Source organism: Streptomyces sp. NPDC002328, assembly GCF_042890065.1.
Lineage (GTDB): Bacteria > Actinomycetota > Actinomycetes > Streptomycetales > Streptomycetaceae > Streptomyces.
The window spans coordinates 631,031-648,227 of sequence record NZ_JBIARQ010000001.1 but is presented as its reverse complement, the minus strand read 5'-3'; the positions used below and the strand labels follow the sequence as shown (position 1 = coordinate 648,227).

At 71.8% G+C, this 17,197-nt stretch carries 12 protein-coding genes, 1 tRNA gene and 1 pseudogene; 8 read left to right on the top strand and 6 right to left on the bottom strand.

The genetic code is table 11. The features are described from left to right. Positions 1-22 precede the first annotated feature (22 nt). Both ACFYX4_RS02930 and ACFYX4_RS02925 read left to right on the top strand, forming a co-directional pair. Positions 23-2,722, top strand: a complete 2,700-nt coding sequence (locus ACFYX4_RS02930) for a phosphoribosyltransferase (RefSeq protein WP_389324753.1) — start codon at positions 23-25, stop codon at positions 2,720-2,722. Next, positions 2,722-3,531 (top strand): HAD family hydrolase, encoded by an 810-nt coding sequence (locus ACFYX4_RS02925; RefSeq protein ID WP_389324750.1) that lies wholly within the window; start codon positions 2,722-2,724, stop codon positions 3,529-3,531. The genes ACFYX4_RS02930 and ACFYX4_RS02925 overlap by 1 nt, the downstream gene beginning before the upstream one ends. Before the next feature lie 6 nt (positions 3,532-3,537). Here ACFYX4_RS02925 and ACFYX4_RS02920 read toward each other — a convergent pair whose 3' ends face one another. Further along, positions 3,538-3,753 (bottom strand): zinc ribbon domain-containing protein, encoded by a 216-nt coding sequence (locus tag ACFYX4_RS02920; protein ID WP_389324747.1) that lies wholly within the window; start codon positions 3,751-3,753, stop codon positions 3,538-3,540. 169 nt (positions 3,754-3,922) lie between these two features. Here ACFYX4_RS02920 and ACFYX4_RS02915 point away from each other — a divergent pair, with 169 nt between their 5' ends. The 4 genes and pseudogenes from ACFYX4_RS02915 (at position 3,923) to ACFYX4_RS02900 (ending at position 11,569) form a co-directional block, all read left to right on the top strand. Continuing rightward, positions 3,923-6,289, top strand: a complete 2,367-nt coding sequence (locus tag ACFYX4_RS02915; protein ID WP_389324744.1) for an N-acetylmuramoyl-L-alanine amidase — start codon at positions 3,923-3,925, stop codon at positions 6,287-6,289. A gap of 435 nt (positions 6,290-6,724) precedes the next feature. Then, entirely contained in the window at positions 6,725-8,908 is a 2,184-nt protein-coding gene (locus ACFYX4_RS02910) for a transglycosylase domain-containing protein (RefSeq protein ID WP_389326703.1), read from the top strand. Positions 8,909-8,956: 48 nt separating this feature from the next. Then, positions 8,957-10,234, top strand: a pseudogene (locus tag ACFYX4_RS02905) (hypothetical protein). Positions 10,235-10,408: 174 nt separating this feature from the next. Continuing rightward, the gene (locus tag ACFYX4_RS02900; protein ID WP_389324741.1) at positions 10,409-11,569 is read left to right on the top strand and encodes an amidase domain-containing protein; all 1,161 of its coding nucleotides are present in this window, start codon (positions 10,409-10,411) and stop codon (positions 11,567-11,569) included. Positions 11,570-11,608: 39 nt separating this feature from the next. On the opposite strand, the gene ACFYX4_RS02895 is transcribed toward ACFYX4_RS02900, so the two are convergent. The 3 genes from ACFYX4_RS02895 to ACFYX4_RS02885 form a co-directional block, all read right to left on the bottom strand. Next, the gene (locus ACFYX4_RS02895; protein ID WP_389324738.1) at positions 11,609-12,160 is read right to left on the bottom strand and encodes a DUF4383 domain-containing protein; all 552 of its coding nucleotides are present in this window, start codon (positions 12,158-12,160) and stop codon (positions 11,609-11,611) included. Positions 12,161-12,298: 138 nt separating this feature from the next. After that, a complete protein-coding gene (locus tag ACFYX4_RS02890) occupies positions 12,299-13,726 on the bottom strand; it encodes a hypothetical protein (protein ID WP_389324734.1) in 1,428 nt (475 codons plus the stop codon). A 74-nt stretch (positions 13,727-13,800) separates the two neighbouring features. Continuing rightward, positions 13,801-14,571, bottom strand: coding sequence for a DUF4097 family beta strand repeat-containing protein (locus ACFYX4_RS02885; protein WP_389324731.1), 771 nt, complete (start codon positions 14,569-14,571; stop codon positions 13,801-13,803). Between the two features lie 224 nt (positions 14,572-14,795). Here ACFYX4_RS02885 and ACFYX4_RS02880 point away from each other — a divergent pair. Next, positions 14,796-14,870: transfer RNA gene (locus ACFYX4_RS02880), tRNA-Val, on the top strand. Positions 14,871-14,920: 50 nt separating this feature from the next. On the opposite strand, the gene ACFYX4_RS02875 is transcribed toward ACFYX4_RS02880, so the two are convergent. Together ACFYX4_RS02875 and ACFYX4_RS02870 are read right to left on the bottom strand one after the other, a co-directional pair. Continuing rightward, on the bottom strand, positions 14,921-15,280 hold the full coding sequence (locus ACFYX4_RS02875; RefSeq protein WP_389324728.1) for a hypothetical protein: 360 nt from the start codon (positions 15,278-15,280) through the stop codon (positions 14,921-14,923). A gap of 91 nt (positions 15,281-15,371) precedes the next feature. Further along, the gene (locus ACFYX4_RS02870) at positions 15,372-16,331 is read right to left on the bottom strand and encodes an alpha/beta hydrolase (protein ID WP_389324725.1); all 960 of its coding nucleotides are present in this window, start codon (positions 16,329-16,331) and stop codon (positions 15,372-15,374) included. A gap of 304 nt (positions 16,332-16,635) precedes the next feature. Between ACFYX4_RS02870 and ACFYX4_RS02865 the strand changes: the two genes are divergently transcribed. After that, positions 16,636-17,187 (top strand): GNAT family N-acetyltransferase, encoded by a 552-nt coding sequence (locus tag ACFYX4_RS02865; RefSeq protein ID WP_389326699.1) that lies wholly within the window; start codon positions 16,636-16,638, stop codon positions 17,185-17,187. Positions 17,188-17,197: the final 10 nt, after the last annotated feature.

Genomic DNA, 17,197 nt, shown 5'->3' with positions numbered 1-17,197 from the left:
TCGCTCCACGACATAGGGACGCATGAACAACTCAGTGAACAACGCGGCGCACGACGCGGCGGACGACGCGGTCTGGTCCGGGACCTGGGTCGCCGAGCGGCTCGGGGTCGCTCTCGTCGGCGACGACGGCCTGAAGGACCTGCTGGGGCTGGCGCTGCGCCGCAACCCCAAGCGGGCGCATCTGCTCGTCTCCAACGTGCTGGGCAAGCACGTCCCGCAGTCGCCGTCCGTGGTCCACGGCCATGGCCTCGCCCTCGGCCGCCGGGTGCGGGAGCTGCTGGGCGAGGAGGCCGCTTCCGCGGTCGTCCTCGGCTACGCGGAGACGGCCACCGGCCTCGGCCACTCCGTCGCCGACGGCATCGGCTCGGCGCCCTACCTGCACTCCACCCGCCGACCCGTCGCGGGTGTGGCGGCGGCCGGCGGCTTCGAGGAGTCCCACTCGCACGCCACGTCCCACCTGCTGCTGCCGGAGGACCCGGCGCTGCTGGTCGGCGACGGCCCGCTGGTCCTCGTCGACGACGAGTTCTCCACGGGGAACACGGTGCTGAACACCGTTCGGGATCTTCATTCGCGGTATCCGCGGCGGAGGTATGTCGTGGTGGCGCTGGTGGACATGCGGTCGGCGGTGGACGCGGGGCGGCTGGAGGAGTTCGCCCGCGAGATCGGGGCGCGCGTCGATCTTGTGGCGGCGGCCTCGGGCACGGTGCTCCTGCCGGAGGGGGTGCTGGAGAAGGGGCGGGAGCTGGTTGCGCGGTACGAGGCGGAGAATGCCGCGCGGGGTCGTGTGCCGTCTGCGGCGCCGTCGGGGCTGGTCGCGCCCCGCGGCGGAGCCGCAAATCGACACAGTCCCGCGCCCCTGAAGGCGGGCGCTGCGGTGGCCGAGTCCGAGGAAGCGACGGTCGCTCGCGCGCAGCACATTGCAGCCGACGTGCACGACCACCCCCTAGGGGCGCGGGGAACTGCGCGACCAGCCCCCACCGGCTCGCAGTCGGGCGACAACCGAACCGCCCCCCGCATCACCCGCGTAGACCTGCGCTGGCCCCCCGGCCTCCCCGACGGGGGTCGACACGGCTTCACCCCCGCTCACCGCGCACAACTCGACGCCGCCCTCCCCGGCATGGCCGCCCGCCTGGCGAAGGCACTCCCCGAAGACGCCCGCCGCGTGCACGTCCTCGGCTTCGAGGAGCTGATGTACACCCCCCTCAGACTGGCCTGCGAGCTGGAGCGCGGCGGTACCGCCGAGGTCCGCTACTCCACCACCACCCGCTCACCCGTCCTCGCCGTGGACGACCCCGGCTACGCGATACGCAGCCGTATCGTCTTCCCCGCCCACGACGACCCCGCCGACGGCCCCGGCGAGCGCTACGCCTACAACGTCGCCGGCGCGGGCTTCGACGCCGTCGTCGCCGTCGTGGACTCCGTGGCCGACACCGAGGAACTGCACGCCCCCGACGGCCTGCTGGCCCAGCTCGCCGCGCACACCCCGCACGTGGTGCTCGCGGTCGTCCCCTCGTACGTGCCCGAGCCGTTGTACGCCGACGCCCTGCCCGCAGAAGGAACCGCCATGCTGCCCGAGCCACTCCGTGGTCCCGCCTTCTCCTCGTACGCGCCCGAGGAGGTCGGCTGGCTGCTCCAGGACCTCTCGGACGTCACGCTGGAGGCGCCGACCGAGGAGCGCGAGGAGGCCATCCAGTCCGGCGGCGCGCACTACGCCGAGTCGCTGCCGGTGGAGTACCAGCCCAGCGAGCAGTACCAGGAGCTGTTCCACGCGGCGCTCGACACCTCCGCCGCGCGGCTCGCGCGGGCGGTCGGCGCGGTGACGGAGATCGTGATCGCCGAGCGGTCCCCGAGCCCCGTCCTGGTCTCCCTCGCCCGCGCCGGGACGCCCGTCGGCGTCCTGATGCGCCGCTGGGCCCGGTTCCGGCACGGCCTGGACCTGCCGCACTACGCGGTCTCCATCGTGCGCGGGCGCGGCATCGACGCCAACGCGCTGCGCTGGCTGGCCGAGCACCACGACCCGCGGGACGTCGTGTTCGTCGACGGCTGGACCGGCAAGGGCGCGATCACCCGTGAACTGGCCGCGGCGATCGAGGAGTTCGAGGCGAAGGGCGGCGCGCCCGGCTTCGACCCGGAGATCGCGGTGCTCGCCGACCCGGGCTCGTGCGTGCGCACGTACGGCACCCGTGAGGACTTCCTCATCCCCTCCGCCTGCCTCAACTCCACGGTGTCGGGCCTGATATCGCGGACGGTGCTGCGCGCCGACCTGGTCGGCCCGGACGACTTCCACGGCGCGAAGTTCTACCGCGAACTGGCCGGAGCGGACCTGTCGAACGCCTTCCTGGACGCCGTCTCCGCCCGCTTCCCCGAGGTCGCGGACGCGGTGGACGGCACGGTGAAGGAACTGCTCGCGAGTGACCGCACGCCGACCTGGGAAGGCTGGGCCGCGGTGGAGCGCATCAGCGAGGAGTACGGCATCCACGACGTGAACCTGGTCAAGCCCGGCGTCGGCGAGACCACCCGGGTGCTGCTGCGCCGGGTCCCCTGGAAGATCCTGGCCCGGGCCGGGGCGGGCGCCGATCTGGAGCACGTCCGGCTGCTGGCCGGGCAGAGAGGGGTACCGGTGGAGGAGGTCGGCGAACTGCCGTACACCTGTGTCGGGTTGATCCACCCGCGGTACACGCGGGGCGCGACCGGCGCCGACGGCAAGGCGGTGACGGTCTGATGCCGGTGCTGGTGGCGAGCGACCTCGACCGTACGCTCATCTACTCCGCGGCGGCCCTCGCGCTGACCATGCCGGACGCGCGGGCGCCCCGGCTGCTCTGCGTGGAGGTGCACGAGAGCAGACCGCTGTCGTTCATGACGGAGACGTCGGCCCAGCTGCTCACCGAACTCGGGGACGCGGCGCTGTTCATGCCGACGACCACCCGGACGCGCAAGCAGTACCTGCGCATCAACCTGCCGGGCCCGCCGCCCAAGTACGCGATCTGCGCCAACGGCGGCCACCTGCTGGTCGACGGGGTGTCGGACCCGGACTGGCACGCGGTGGTGACCGCGCGGCTGGCCGACGAGTGCGCGCCGCTCGCGGAGGTGCAGGCGCACCTGGCGGCCTTCGCCGACCCGCTGTGGCTGCGCAAGCAGCGCATCGCGGAGGACCTGTTCGCCTACCTCGTCGTGGAGCGCGAGCTGCTGCCGGAGGAGTGGGTGAAGGAGCTGGCGGTCTGGGCGGAGAACCGCGGCTGGACGGTGTCCCTCCAGGGCCGCAAGATCTACGCCGTCCCGAAGCCGCTCACCAAGAGCGCGGCCGTGCGCGAGGTGGCCCGCCGCACCGGCGCCGAACTGACGCTGGGGGCGGGCGACTCGCTCCTCGACGCCGACCTGCTGCTGGCCGCGGACCGCGGCTGGCGGCCGGGCCACGGCGAACTGGCCGAGGCCGCCTGGACGGCGCCGCAGATCACGGCGCTGCCCGAGCGGGGCGTCCTGGCGGGGGAGCGGATCCTGCGGGAGTTCCTGAAGGGGACCCGCGAGAGATAGCCGCCGTCAGCAGCAGCCCCCTCCGCCGCAGCAACCGCCGCCCCCGCCGCCCGACTTGGGCGCGGGGGCGGACGTCGTGCCGCCCACGGCCACCGTGGACAGCAGCTTGACCGTGTCGTCGTGGCCGGCGGGGCAGTCGGCGGGGGCGGAGGACTCCGCCATCGGGCGGCTCAGTTCGAACGTGTCGCCGCACGTCCGGCAGCGGTACTCGTAGCGAGGCATGCGGACAGGTTAACTTCGCGCGCCCCGCGCCGTCGTGAGCCGGGGCGCCGACAGGGGGTGGCCGGAATCGGGTGACCGGAACATGGCGGGTACAGTCATCCCATCTTGAAACATCGCGGCGGCTCCCCCTCCTGGGGGAGGCACTCGGGGGAAGGGTGTGCGGTTCTGTATGAGGCGTCGTTGGTGGGGGACGGGCGCGGTCGTCGCGGCGGGCGTGTGCGGGACGTTGGTGGTGCAGACGCTGACCGGGGGGCCGGCCGGGAGCGGAGGAGGGGACGACGGTGAGCGCGGACCGGTCCGCCACGCGGTCCGGACGGCCGCGCTGACGGTGAGCGGTGACGGGGGCTCGGCCACGCTGGGCCGGCGGGACACCGAGACCTTCAGCATGCTGGGCGTCACCTGGCGGGACCCTTCCGCCGCCGCGCCCGGCACGGTCGAGGTGCGGACGCGGTCGGCCCGCTCGGGCGCGTGGTCGCACTGGCTGACCCTGGACGCCGACGGCGGCCGGGAGGAGAGCGGCACCGCCGCCCGGGGCGGCACCGAACCCGCGTGGGTGGGGCCGTCCGACGGCGTCGAGGTGCGGGTGAACGGGCAAGCGGCGGCCCGCCTCCCACAGGGGCTCCGCCTGGACATGATCGGCACCGGGGAGGACTCCGGCGGCGGCTCTGACGGCGGCTCTGACGGCGGCTCTGACGGCGGCTCGGGTGGCGGCTCGGGCGGCGGCGGGGGCATCGAGCCCGCCGCCTTCGTCGCCGAGGGCAGCGACGATCCCACCGCCCCGGGGACCGAGACGGCCCCGCAGCCCACGGAGCCGTCGACCACGGAGTCAGGGTCCCCTACGGAGTCCCCCTCGGAGTCCCCGTCGGGATCGCCTTCGGAGTCCCCGTCGGAGTCGCCCTCCGCGTCGCCCTCGGAGAGCGTCACGCCGAGCCCCTCGGCGAGCGCCTCGCCGAGCGGGTCCGGCTCGGCGTCCCCGTCCCCGTCCGCGCCGGCCACGCCTCCCGCGCCGCCGTCCACCGTCCCGCAGCCGCCGATCACCCCGCGCTCGGGGTGGGGCGCGGACGAGTCGCTGAGCCCGGAGGAGCCGGCCTATCTGCCCGGCGGCAGGATCAAGGCCGTGGTGGTGCACCACACCGCCCAGAGCAACGACTACACCTGCGCCGAGGCCCCCTCCATCATCAACGCCATCTACACGTACGACGTGCGGACGCTCGGCTGGAAGGACCTCGGCTACAACTTCGTCGTCGACAAGTGCGGCACGGTGTACGAGGGCCGCAAGGGCGGCGTCGACCAGCCGGTCGTCGGCGCGCACGCCTACGGCTTCAACTCCCAGACCACCGGCATCGCGGTCCTCGGCACCTACACCGACTCCGTCCCCTCGCAGGCCGCGACGGTCTCCGTGGCCAGGGTCGCCGCGTGGAAGCTCGGCCAGTACGGCGTCGAGCCGGACTCGACGGTCGCCCTCACCACCGCGGTCGACGGCCGCACCCTCGCCGGGAAGACCTGGGGACCGGGCGAGACGCTGAACCTCCCGGCGATCCACGGGCACCGCGACGGCTACAACACCCTGTGCCCGGGAGACGCGTTCTACGCGCACCTCGGCGCCGTCCGCGCCCTCGCCGCCGGTCCCGTCGCCGGACTCGCGCTCACCTCCGTCACCGGCACGGGAGCCGTCGGCTCGACCCCCTACACCGACGGCCCCGTCACGGTGACCTGGTCGGCCACGACCCCGGCAGCGCTGATCTCCCGGTACGAGGTGCTGGTCGACGGGGAGCCGGCGGCCACCGCCGACGGCGGCGCGACCTCCGCGCGGGTGACGCTGACCGACGGCGACCGCCAGCTGCGGGTGAGGGCCGTCCACCAGTCGGGGCGGACCTCGGTCACCGAGCCCGTCGCCGTGGTCGCGGACTCCGCCCCGCCCACCTTCCCCGTCGCGCCGAGCCTGGCCCTGCGTGTGGGCACGGTGAGCGCCGACGCCGTACCGCTGGCGCTCCGCTGGAAGGCGGCCGACGCCGCCCTGAAGGAGGTGCGCCAGACCTCCCCGGCCGCCGTGACCTACGGGCCGTCCGCGACCGAAGCCCGGTTCACCGCCGGCCTCGGCACGACGACCACGTGGTCGCTGAACGCGTACGACATGGCCGGGAACACCGCCGCGGCCTCGGTCACGGGCGCGCCGGTGGTCCTCCAGGAGACCGAGGCCGTGCGGACGGGGAACTGGACGGCCAAGTCGTCCCGGGGCTACCTGGGCGGCGGGTCCCTCGCCGGCCGCGACAAGGGGGCGTCGCTGACGTGGACCTTCACCGGCCGCTCGGTCGCCTGGGTGGTCTCGCGGTCCGCCGTCGCGGGCCAGGCGCACGTCTACGTCGACGGCGAGAAGGCGGCGACCATGGACCTGAGGCTGTCCAAGGTGGTCAACGGGAACGCCGTCTGGACGCGGAGCTGGCCGACCAGCGGACAGCACACGGTCAGGATCGAAGTGGCGGGCACCCCGAGGCGCCCCTCGATCGTCACGGACGGAATCGTTTATCTGAGGTAGGCCCGCCCGCTTCGGGCCGCCGAAAGCGGTCCGCCGGAAGCGGGCCGTCCACCGCGAACAGAGTGTTACCGCAAGTAGAGCAGGACATCCGGGACATAGAAGGGGGGTGCCGGACCGCCGGCGCCCCCCTCTTCGTGCGAAGTGGCGCGAAAGTCTAGAATTGGCCAGGCCTGTTCCGATGTAAGTCTCGCGTTGTCGACTGTGTTTGCTTCTGTCGATTTCTTATGTGGAGAACTTGCGAAGAGCGCTGGTAATTTGAGAGCGCCGCGATGAACCGCGAGGTCGGGGGATTCAGGGTTTGCAGCCGATCGCACGGCAACCATGTCAGACCCTCGTACGTCTGTACGTCTGCCCACGCGAGCAACACCGAGTGCGGAGGGAGACAGCGTGACCCAGAGGGGGCAGGGGGAGGAGCCCCAGAAGCCGGACGTGACCATGCAGTTGAAGGTTCCCGCCTCTTTCCGGGCGGACGAGACCATGCAACTGCGCGTGCCGGAAGGGGGGATACCCGACGGCGGCCAGGAAACACCGTCGGCTTCGGCGAACCCCGGAAACCGGCGCAAGAGCCGCAAAGCCCCGCGCCCTTCGCTTTTCGCCCGGCTGTACGCCCGAATATCCGCCGTGCTCGGCCCCCGGCTGACCGCCCTCCTCGCCCCGCTGATCGCCCGCGCGACGCCCTACGTCCGCCGGATGCGTCCGCAGTACCCGCGCCCCGGCCGTGAGGGCTGGCGCCGCTGGGTGCCCTCCTGGCGGCAGTGGCTCGGCGGCCTCCTCGGCGCGATGGGCCTGAGCACCCTCCTCCTGGTCACCGCCTACGCCGTCACCGACGTCCCGGAGAACCTCAACACCTACGCCACCCAGCAGGACAACGTGTACTTCTGGGCCGACGGGACGCCCATGGCCCGCACCGGCTGGGTGCAGCGCCAGGCGATGCCGCTCAAGGACATCCCCGAGGACGTCCGCTGGGCCGTGCTCGCCGCCGAGAACGCGAGTTTCTACAGCGACCCCGGCATCTCCTTCAAGGGCATCAGCCGCGCCCTGTTCCGCACCCTCGGCCAGGGCGACACCCAGGGCGGCTCCACGATCACCCAGCAGTACGTCAAGAACGTCTACCTGAACCAGAACCAGACGCTGCGCCGCAAGTTCACCGAAGCGATGATCTCCCTCAAGCTGGACAACCAGATGAGCAAGGACGACATCCTGGAGGGCTACCTCAACACCAGCTGGTTCGGCCGCGGCACCTACGGCATCCAGCGCGCCGCCCAGGCCTACTACGGCAAGGACGTCAGCGAACTCAACGCCAGCGAGGCCGCGTTCCTCGCCTCCCTGCTCAAGGGCGCGGGTCTCTACGACCCGACGCTGAGCGCCGCCAACCGCGCGCGGGCCGTGGAGCGCTGGACCTGGACCCTCGACCGGATGGTCGACATCGGCGAACTGTCCAAGGCGGAGCGGGCGACGTACACGAAGTTCCCCGACCCGCTGAAGAGCAACCCGCTGTACGACACCGGTGAGCAGAGCGACTACCTCGTCGAACTCGCCTCCCAGTACGCCAAGAAAGCCGGGAAGATCTCCGACAAGGACTTCGACCTCGGCGGCTACCAGATCTACACGACCTTCGACAAGAAGCGTGAGGCGCAGCTCACCGACGCCGTCACCAAGGCCCGCGCCAAGGCCCTCAAGGACGACCCGAAGGGCGCGAAGAACGCCCACTACGGCGCCGCCTCGGTGACCGCCGACGGCCGGATCCTCGCCGTCTACGGCGGCCCCGACCACCGTACGCAGGGCTACAACGAGTCCAACGCCACCACCGTCCCCGCCGGTTCGGCGTTCCTGCCGTTCGTGTACGCGGCCGGCCTGGAGCACGGCGTCCTCAAGTCCCGCGACGGCGAGGCCTCGGAGGTCACCGGGGACTCCCTCTACGACGGCGACGACGACGTGCCGGTGACCACCCCCGAGGGCCCCTACTGGGACCGCAGCGGCAAGAAGGTGTCCGCCAGCAACGACGGCGACCGGTCCTACGGGCGGATCTCCCTGCACCGGGCGCTGGAGCTGTCGGTGAACACGCCGTTCATGCAGCTCGGCATGGACACCGGCCTGGACAAGGTGCGCGCGACCGCCGAGGCCTCCGGACTGCTCTCCTCCAGCATCGGGGCCCAGGTGCCCGCGCTGTCCATGGGCAGCGCCACGCCCAGCGCGATCCGCATGGCCAGCGGCTACTCGACCTTCGCCGCGGCCGGCAAGCACACCGAGCCCTACTCGGTGCGGCAGATCACCCACAACGGCACCAAGGTCGCCCTGGACCTCCCCGCGCCGCGCCGCGCGGTGGGCGCCGACGTGGCCGAAGAGGTCACCTCGGCCCTGGAGGACTCCTTCCGCACCGCTCACCCCTCCGCCGCGTCCGCCGGCGCCGAGGTGGCCGGGAAGGCCGGGACCACCCAGAACGACACCGCCGCCTGGTACGTCGGCACGCACAAGTCCGTGTCCACGGCGGTCGTCGTCTACCGCATCGACCTGGCCAAGAGCCTCGAACCACTGCCGCTGGAGGGCGTCGCCGGCGACACCGACGACGGCGGAGCCCCCTACGACATCTGGTCCCGGGCCATGAGCCCGCTCGGCTGACCACCGACGGGTACCGCTGTCACCGACCGCTTGGAGAATGAGCCGCACATGAAGTCACCGTCGGGCCGCCGCCGCAAGGCCCCGGCACCGCGCCGCCCCGCCGCCCGCCCCGGCTTCCTGAGCCTGGCGGCCTTCCTCGTCGTCGCCTCCCTGACGGCGGGGTACCTGGTGCTGAACCGCACGGCGAACACCGCGCCGACCGCGTCCTCGGGGGAACAGAGGAAGACCGCGACGGCCACCGAGGAGCCGAAATGGGACGGCAAGACCAAGGTCCTGGGGGACGGCTCCACCTCGTACACCGGCCCGCAGAAGGGCGGCCTGAAGGCCGAGCCGCTCAAGCCCGGTGAGAAACCGCCCCAGTTCGTCGTCTTCTCCTAGGACGGAGCGCTGGCCGGCGAGGACGAACTCTTCGAGCACTACCGGGAGATGGCGAAGGAGTACAACGCCCACATGACCTTCTTCCTCACCGGCATCTATCTGCTGCCGAAGAGCAAGAAGGACCTCTACAGCCCGCCGCAGCACCCCAAGGGCTCGGCGGCGATCAGCTTCCCCACCGACGACCACATCCGCACCACGATCGAGCAGCTCGGCAAGGCGTGGGAGGAGGGGAACGAGATCGGCACCCACTTCAACGGCCACTTCTGCGGCGCCAAGGGCGGCGACGACTGGAGCGTCGAGGAGTGGAAGAGCGAGATCGACCAGTTCTTCACCTTCGCCGAGAAGTGGAAGACGAACACCGGCTACACCGACATGGACCCGCTGCCCTTCGACTTCAAGAAAGAGGTCGCCGGCGGCCGCGCCCCCTGCCTGGAGGGCCAGGCGAACCTGCTGAAGGCCGCCAAGAGCTACGGCTGGCGCTACGACGCCAGTTCCAAGGGCGACTTCCAGATCTGGCCGGCGAAGAAGAACGGCATCTGGGACTTCCCGCTCCAGATGCTCCCCTACGAGGGCGGCAAGTACCAGGGCCTGTCCATGGACTTCAACTTCCTCTACAACCAGTCCGACGGCCAGACCCAGGGCGACCCGGCGAAGTACCCGCAGTGGGAGCAGGAGACCGTCGGCACCTACATGGCCGGCTTCAACCGCGTCTACTACGGCAGCCGCGCCCCGCTGTTCATCGGCAACCACTTCGAGGAGTGGAACGGCGGCATCTACATGGACGCCGTCGACGAGGTCATCAAGACCGTGTGCACCAAGAAGGACGTCAAGTGCGTGTCCTTCAAGGAGCTCGCCGACTGGATGGACGTCCAGAAGCCGGCGACGCTGGAGCGGCTGCGCACCCTGGATCCGGCGCAGAGCCCCGACTGGTCGACAGTCGTGAAGTAACGTTGCGGCCGCACGCTGACACGTGTCGCGGCCGCCCCAGTGACAGTCGTATAACTCCCTGGCTTTCCCGGCCGTACCCCTCTTCACAACAGATACACATGGCGTGCGAAGATTCCGGTCCCGGCATCCCTCCCGCCGGGGCAAGAGGGGAAAACACTAGTGAAGTCAAGGAAATTGAGCCGTACGCGGCGCCGCGCCACCATACTCGGCGCGGCCGCCACTTCGGTCGTCGCCGGAGTGGCGCTGATCCCCAACTGGAGCGCCGGCGCCGCTGTCGTCGACGACCCCAAGGTGGACGCGAAGACCAAGGCGACCTTCCAGCGGCTGGCGGACGCGGTCTTCACCGACCGTACGGAGGCCCTGGTCGACGACAAGCAGAGCGACCGCAAGAAGCCGCTGACCGACGGCTTCAGCGGGAAGGTCAAGCTGTCCTCCGGGCTGGCCCGCACCGAGGACTCCGCCCTGTCCTCGCTGGACCAGCGCAAGGACCAGCTCGCCAAGCTCGGCGAGAAGTACAGCGGCGGCAACACCACCGTCACCCTGGACGCCACCCGCGTGACGGGCCGCACGGCCAAGGTCGCGGTCACCGAGACCACCACGCTCACCTACGCGAAGGTCCGCGGCGACGAGCCGAAGGCCACCGGTTTCCAGGCCCGCCACGAGCTGACGTTCACCGCCGACAAGAGCGGCAACTGGCAGCTCACCGGCATCCGTGACACCGACGAGGGCGTCGCGGTGAACCAGACGGACAAGCCCGCCGTCGCCCCCCGGGTCGCCAAGACCACCAGCACCACCCCCGCCGCGCCCAAGGCGTCCACCACGTACCCCGGCCCGGCCAAGGCGAAGAACTTCACCGCCAGTGGCCTGGACTACAACGCGATGGCCGCGTACGCCAAGAAGTACTGGTCGAACTACAACACGGCCTACCCCAACTTCAACGGCCAGGGCGCGGGCGGTGACTGCACCAACTTCGTCAGCCAGTCCCTGAAGGCGGGCGGCTGGAAGCACGTCCCCGGCTACGTGTACGACTACACCAGGTGGTTCGGCAACGCCGAGATCCAGTCGCACTCGTTCGTCGGCGTCAACGAGTGGTCCTGGTTCGCCCAGAACTCCAAGCGGACGACCAGCCTCGCCAACGTCTACCAGATGGACGTCGGCGACGTGCTCCAGGTGGACTTCGACCGCGACGGCTCGAAGGACCACACGATGATCGTCACCTCGAAGAGCCGTGGCGTGCCGTACCTGACGTACCACTCGACCAACACGTACAGCCGGTCGGTGCAGAGCATCATCGCCTCGTACCCGAACGCGAACTACTACGCGTACCGCACCTGATCAGCGCTCGCCGCACCTGACCGGCGCCGCTCGCACCGATCAGGCCGGGAACTCCTCCCGGCGTTCGCGGTTCCGGTCCCGCTCTTCCGCCAGGTCGGGGTGGCGGGCCCGGTAGTAGGGGTTGTCGTGCGGCAGGGCCGAACCGACCCTGCCGTACATCCCGAAGACCAGCAGCAGGATCCCGATCACGAAACTGAGCATGCAGTTCTGGATCTCGAACGCCAGGAAGTTGAACTCGGTCTCCAGCAGGGCCATGTTCAAAAAGCCGCTCAGGATGAACAGCACGCCGAGGGTCAGGTTCAGCGTGGAGGCGAAGTTCCCGCCGATCACCATGCCGGCCAGCAGCAGCAGCCCGACGGCGACCGACAGCCAGCTGAGCGCGCCGTTGGTGTTCAGCGCCCAGACGGTGTCCCCGCCGGTGTCGAAGAAGCCGATCCGGCTCATGATCCCGAAGATCCCGAACACCAGCAGCCCGAGCCCCATCAGCCCCGCCCCGATCCGGTAGACCCGGTTCAGCCGGTGATCGACGGGCAGATGATCGTCGAGCCGAATACGCCGCCGCCCCTCGGAGCGCATCGCGTGAGTGGCCATCGCCGCCTCCTCGAACCGTAGACACCCCGGCGGACCCGGTACGCCCCTCCAATATCCGCCCGCCGGACACAGGCGGCAACGGCAGCCGGCGGACGGGCGCGAAGGCGCGCGCGGGGGTGGGGAGACGGGGGCGCGGGGTCAGTGGCCGGCCGCGGAGCCGCGCTCCTCGCGGATGTGGGCCACCACCTCGGACACCGTGTGGCGGACCGCCTCGGTCTCGGTCAGGAAGTGCCAGTAGTCGGGGTGGTGGCCGTCCAGCGTGGTGATCGCCCGGTCCAGGCGGGCCACGGACTCGTCCAGGGGCCGGGCGTGGCGCGGGTCGGGGGTGTTGCGGCCGGCCATGGCGAGCCGCTGGGCGTCGCGGATCGCGAACCGGGTCCGCTCTATCTCGCGCCGGGGGTCCTTCTGCACGGCGTTGAGCCGGGAGAGACGGTCGCCCGCGGCCGAGACGGCCTCGTCGGTGGCGTTCAGCAGCGCCCGCGCCGTCGACAGCAGCGCGGTGGCGTCCGGCCAGCGCTGCTCCTCCCGCGCGGCCCGCGCCTCGGCGAGCCTCGCCTCGGCCTGCCGTACGTGCTCCACGGCCTGGTGCGGGACCTGCTGGAGGTCCTGCCAGCAGGCCGCCGTGAACCGCCGCCGCAGCTCGCTCAGCACCGGCTCGACCTGCCCGGCCCGGGTCGTCAGCGCCTGCGCGCGGGTCCGCAGCGACACCAGGCGGTGGTCGATCTCGGCGGCCTTCTCCGGCAGCCGCTCGGCCTCGGCCCGGACCGCCTCGGCCTCCCGGGAGACCCGCTCGGCCCGCTCCAGCGTCTGCGGCACGCCGTGCTGCCCGGCGCCCTGGTTGAGCCGGGTCAGCTCGGGCGCCAGCGTCGCCAGCCGGGCCGCCAGGTCGTCGGCCCGCAGCCCCGTGCCCCGCGCGGCGTCCAGCGCGTTCGACGCCGCGAGCAGCGCCTGCCGGGCCCGCTCCACGGCGGGCGCGAGCCGCGCCAACTGCGTCTCGGCCTTCCCCAGCAGCGGCCCCAGCCCGTCCGTGAACCGGTCCAGTTCCTGCTTGACCCGCCCCAGTTCCTCCTTGGCGCGGGTCAGTTCGCCCCGCGCGCGGGTGGCCGCCGAGGCCTCCAGGTCGTCACGGTCGAGGTCATGGGCGTCGACGGCCTGGATGTACTGGCGGCTGGCCTCGTCGACGCGCCGCCCGATCGCCTCGAAGTCGGCGACGGCGCGCCGGGCCGCCGGGGAGTCGTCCACGGCGGTGATGGTCTCGATCGAGATCCGCAGATCCCGCTGGGCGGTGTCCAGTTCGTAGAACGCGGCGGCGGCGGCGTCCTTCGCGGCCTGCGCCTCGGCCCGCTGCCCCTCCGCCCGCCCGCCGAACCAGCGCCGGGTGCCGCCGCCCGCGAACGCGGCCGGCAGCGCGAGCGCGGCGACGAGTGGAAGCGCGGCGAGGACGACCGCGTCCCGCAGCGCTGAGCGATGCGCTGAGCGGTGTGCGGACCGGCGCGTGAGCCGGTGTGCGGGCCGGCGTGCGCGCGGCTCCGACGGCGAGTACGGCTGCGCTGGTGTCGCCGTCACATCCCTCTCCCGTGCTGTGATTCGCCCTGCCCGGTGTCATTCTCCCACCGGATAAGGACGAACACACGGGCCGGTCAGTTCGCGTTCCGCACGGTGATTTCACCGTCGCGGGTCCGCGCCGAGACCACGTGCGCGCTGGACGGGTCCTGCGGCACGGAGATCTTCCGCCCGCCGTCGTCGGACTCGGCCGTCACCCGGTACGTGGCCGGCGGCAGCACGATGCTCACCGAACCGTCGTCGCTGAACGACTCCACCCGGTCCGGTACGGCGCTCAGGTCGATGCGCACCGAGCCGTCCTCGGTCCGCGCGCTCACCCGCCGCGAGGCGACCTCCGCGCGCACCGAACCGTCGTCGCTGCTCAGCTCCAGCGGCCCGCTGGAGTCGGTGACGTGCACGGACCCGTCCTTCGTGTGGATGCTGAGGGCGTCCGCGAACCCCCGCGCGCGGACGCTGCCGTCGTCCTCGTCGACCTTGACGGCGATGCCGCGCGGCACCTCGATGCGGTGCTTGGCCGAGCAGTCGGCGACCACGCCGGAGCACTTCGTCCGCAGCGTCAGCCGGTCGTCCTTCATCGACCAGGTCACCTCCGGCTCGTCGCCGAACACCACCGACGCGTCGAACCAGCGGGTGACCTGGACGCTGCCCGCCTTGTGCGCGTCCGAGGCGACGATCTCCAGCGTGGAGTCGTCGGAGTCGACGGTGAGGGTGCGGCCCTGGAGCGCGAACGACCGCTGCTCCGGGTCCGCGTCGTCCGAGGCGGAGGAACAGGCGGTGCCGGTCGCGGCGAGGACGGCGACCAGACCGGTGAGGAGGAGGGCGCGGGCGGTGCGGGCGGTGCGGCTCATGGTGGTTCCCCCTGGGCGGGCCCCGGCCCGCGTCGACGTCGCTGTTCTTGACGTCTCCGACACTAGGGAGCCGGGCCCGGCCGGACGATCCGGTGCGCTCCCGGATCGAAGGTGGGGTTATCCCCCTCCCTCGCGTGGTCGGCCCGCGTGGGCGGCCCGCGTGGGCGACGCGATACACGTTTGCGGGGCAGTGCCCCCGGCCATGTAGGCTGTCGACTCGTCCTGGGTGCGTAGCTCAGGGGTAGAGCGCCTGCCTTACAAGCAGGATGTCGGCGGTTCGAAACCGTCCGCGCCCACCAGGAGATGCGAGAGGGCCCCCGGAGAGTTCCGGGGGCCCTCTCGCGTGTTCCTAGGACCCCTCGGCGGGGTCCTCCTGCTCCGGCGGGGCCCCGTGCGCGTGCTTGAGCCGCATACGGGCGTCCACGCGCTCCCCGGCGGCGACCTCGGCCCAGAACCGGTGGCAGCTGACGAACACGGCGAGTTCGTGCTCCCGCTGCCGGAGCTTCTCCACCTCGGCCTGTTCGTCGGCCGTCCAGCCGGGAGAGGCGGGGCGCTCCACCTTGCGCCAGCCGCCGACGTCGCTGAAACCGTCCAGCGGCTCGACCGACCAGGGGAGCCGCTTCAGCAGGACCGACAGCTCGGCCCGCACTTGATGCAGCTCCTCCTGACCGGCGCGCAGATCGCTGGGGAAGTCAAAGGAACTCGCCACACGGCAATGGTACGCCTGTTCGATTTTGGGTGGCGAGTTCTCTCGGGTGGTTCATGTGTTCGAACGATGAGAATCGTGGCGGCGGGGTGCGTCAGTCGGTGCCGAGCCCGGTGCGCAGGAAGGCGGTGGCCTGGTCGATGGCGGCTCGCGTGGCGCGGGTCTCGCTGAGCGCGTTGAGCAGCATGAAGTCGTGGATGGTGCCGTCGTAGCGCACGGTCGTCACGGGGACGCCGGCCGAGCGGAGCTTGGCGGCGTAGGCCTCTCCCTCGTCGCGCAGCACATCGGCCTCGTCGACGCACATGTACGCGGGCGGCAGGCCGGCGACCTGCTCGGTGCTCGCGCGGTTCGGCGACGCCGTGATCTCGGCGCGCTGTGCCGGGTCGGTGGTGTAGGCGTCCCAGAACCATTCCATCGCCTGGCGGGTGAGGTAGTAGCCGGTGGCGAACCTGTCGTACGACTCGGTGTCCATCGCCGCGTCGGTGACCGGGTAGTACATCGACTGCTGGACGAAGGTGACGTCGCCGCGTTCCTTGGCCATCAGCGCCAGCGCGGCCGTCATGTTGCCGCCCACCGACTCGCCGGCCACCGCCATCCGGGAGGCGTCGAGGCCCTTGGACGCCCCGTGCCGGGTGATCCACTGGGCGGTGGCGTAGCCCTGCTCGATCGCGGTCGGGTAGTGGGCTTCCGGCGAGTTCGCGTACTCCACGAACGCGAGCGCCGCGCCGGCCCCGACGGCGAGTTCGCGCACGAGCCGGTCGTGGGTCGCGGCGTCGCCGAGGATCCAGCCGCCCCCGTGCATGTACACGATGACCGGCAGCATGCCGGTGGCGCCCCGCGGCTTGACGATGCGCACGCGGACGTCCCCCACCTGGGCGGGAACGGTGATCCACTCCTCGTCGACCGGGAGCTTGCCGACGGGGGCGGCCTGCGCGTCCGCGAGGACCTGCCGGGCGTCGGCCGGCGCCATCTCGTACAGGAACGGCGGATTCGAGAACCCCTCGGCGACGTCTCGTGCCGCGGGCTCGAGGACGACCTGGCTGGCAGCGGGCATGGCAGTACTCCTCACGCGAGGCTTCGGCATGGACTTGGCCGGGGCGGACACGGGCCGGGGGATCGCGGACCGCCGGCCGCCCGTCGTCGCGGGCACGTCTCCACGGTCGTGACGCCTTCCATCTAACACCCGCGAAAGGGGCGCTTCCACTCAGGGCCGACCGCCGTGACGCCAACTGGCTTGCCGGTCCGCCGAGTTGATAGAAGTTGGACGGACGGGCCGATCGCTCGCTCACGGGACTGTCAGTGCCGTGTCCTACCGTGGCGGCATGGACGGGACGGGTGCGCAGGAGGGGGTGGGCGCGATGGAGGCGGGCGCGGCGGAGGGCGCCGAGGGGACCGGCGTGGAACCGGTGCGGCTGACGCCCTGGGCGGAGGGCGACTTCTGGCTGCTGCGGCGGGCCAACTCGCCGGAGATGACGGCCCACCTGGGCGGGCCGGAGCCGGAGGACAAGCTCGCGGAGCGGCATCGGCGGTACGTCGAGCTGACGACCGGGCGCATGTTCCGGGTCGTGTCGGCGCGGAGCGGGGAGACCGTCGGGTCGATCGGCTACTGGGAGCGCGAGTGGCGGGGCGGGACGGTGTGGGAGACGGGGTGGGCGATCCTCCCCGAGTTCCAGGGCAGAGGCCTCGCCGCGAGCGCGGCACAGGCGCTCGTCGAGACCGTGCGCTCCCTGCGGCGCGCCGGCGGCGGCCACGCGGCCCTGCACGCCTTTCCCGGCGTCGGGCACGCCGCGTCCAACGGGGTGTGCCGCAAGGCGGGCTTCACGCTGCTCGGTCAGGCCGACTTCGAGTATCCGAAGGGCCACTGGATCACGTCCAACGACTGGTACGTCGACCTCGACGGCGAACGGTGACACTGGGGAC

Bases quoted from the DNA above. Each gene is read 5' to 3' on its own strand.
- ACFYX4_RS02915 (WP_389324744.1), top strand. From the start codon at position 3,923: ATGAGGCGTCGTTGGTGGGGGACGGGCGCGGTCGTCGCGGCGGGCGTG.
- ACFYX4_RS02895 (WP_389324738.1), bottom strand. From the start codon at position 12,160: ATGGCCACTCACGCGATGCGCTCCGAGGGGCGGCGGCGTATTCGGCTC.
- ACFYX4_RS02870 (WP_389324725.1), bottom strand. From the start codon at position 16,331: ATGCCCGCTGCCAGCCAGGTCGTCCTCGAGCCCGCGGCACGAGACGTC.
- ACFYX4_RS02920 (WP_389324747.1), bottom strand. From the start codon at position 3,753: ATGCCTCGCTACGAGTACCGCTGCCGGACGTGCGGCGACACGTTCGAA.
- ACFYX4_RS02865 (WP_389326699.1), top strand. From the start codon at position 16,636: ATGGAGGCGGGCGCGGCGGAGGGCGCCGAGGGGACCGGCGTGGAACCG.
- ACFYX4_RS02885 (WP_389324731.1), bottom strand. From the start codon at position 14,571: ATGAGCCGCACCGCCCGCACCGCCCGCGCCCTCCTCCTCACCGGTCTG.
- ACFYX4_RS02925 (WP_389324750.1), top strand. From the start codon at position 2,722: ATGCCGGTGCTGGTGGCGAGCGACCTCGACCGTACGCTCATCTACTCC.
- ACFYX4_RS02910 (WP_389326703.1), top strand. From the start codon at position 6,725: ATGCAGTTGAAGGTTCCCGCCTCTTTCCGGGCGGACGAGACCATGCAA.
- ACFYX4_RS02930 (WP_389324753.1), top strand. From the start codon at position 23: ATGAACAACTCAGTGAACAACGCGGCGCACGACGCGGCGGACGACGCG.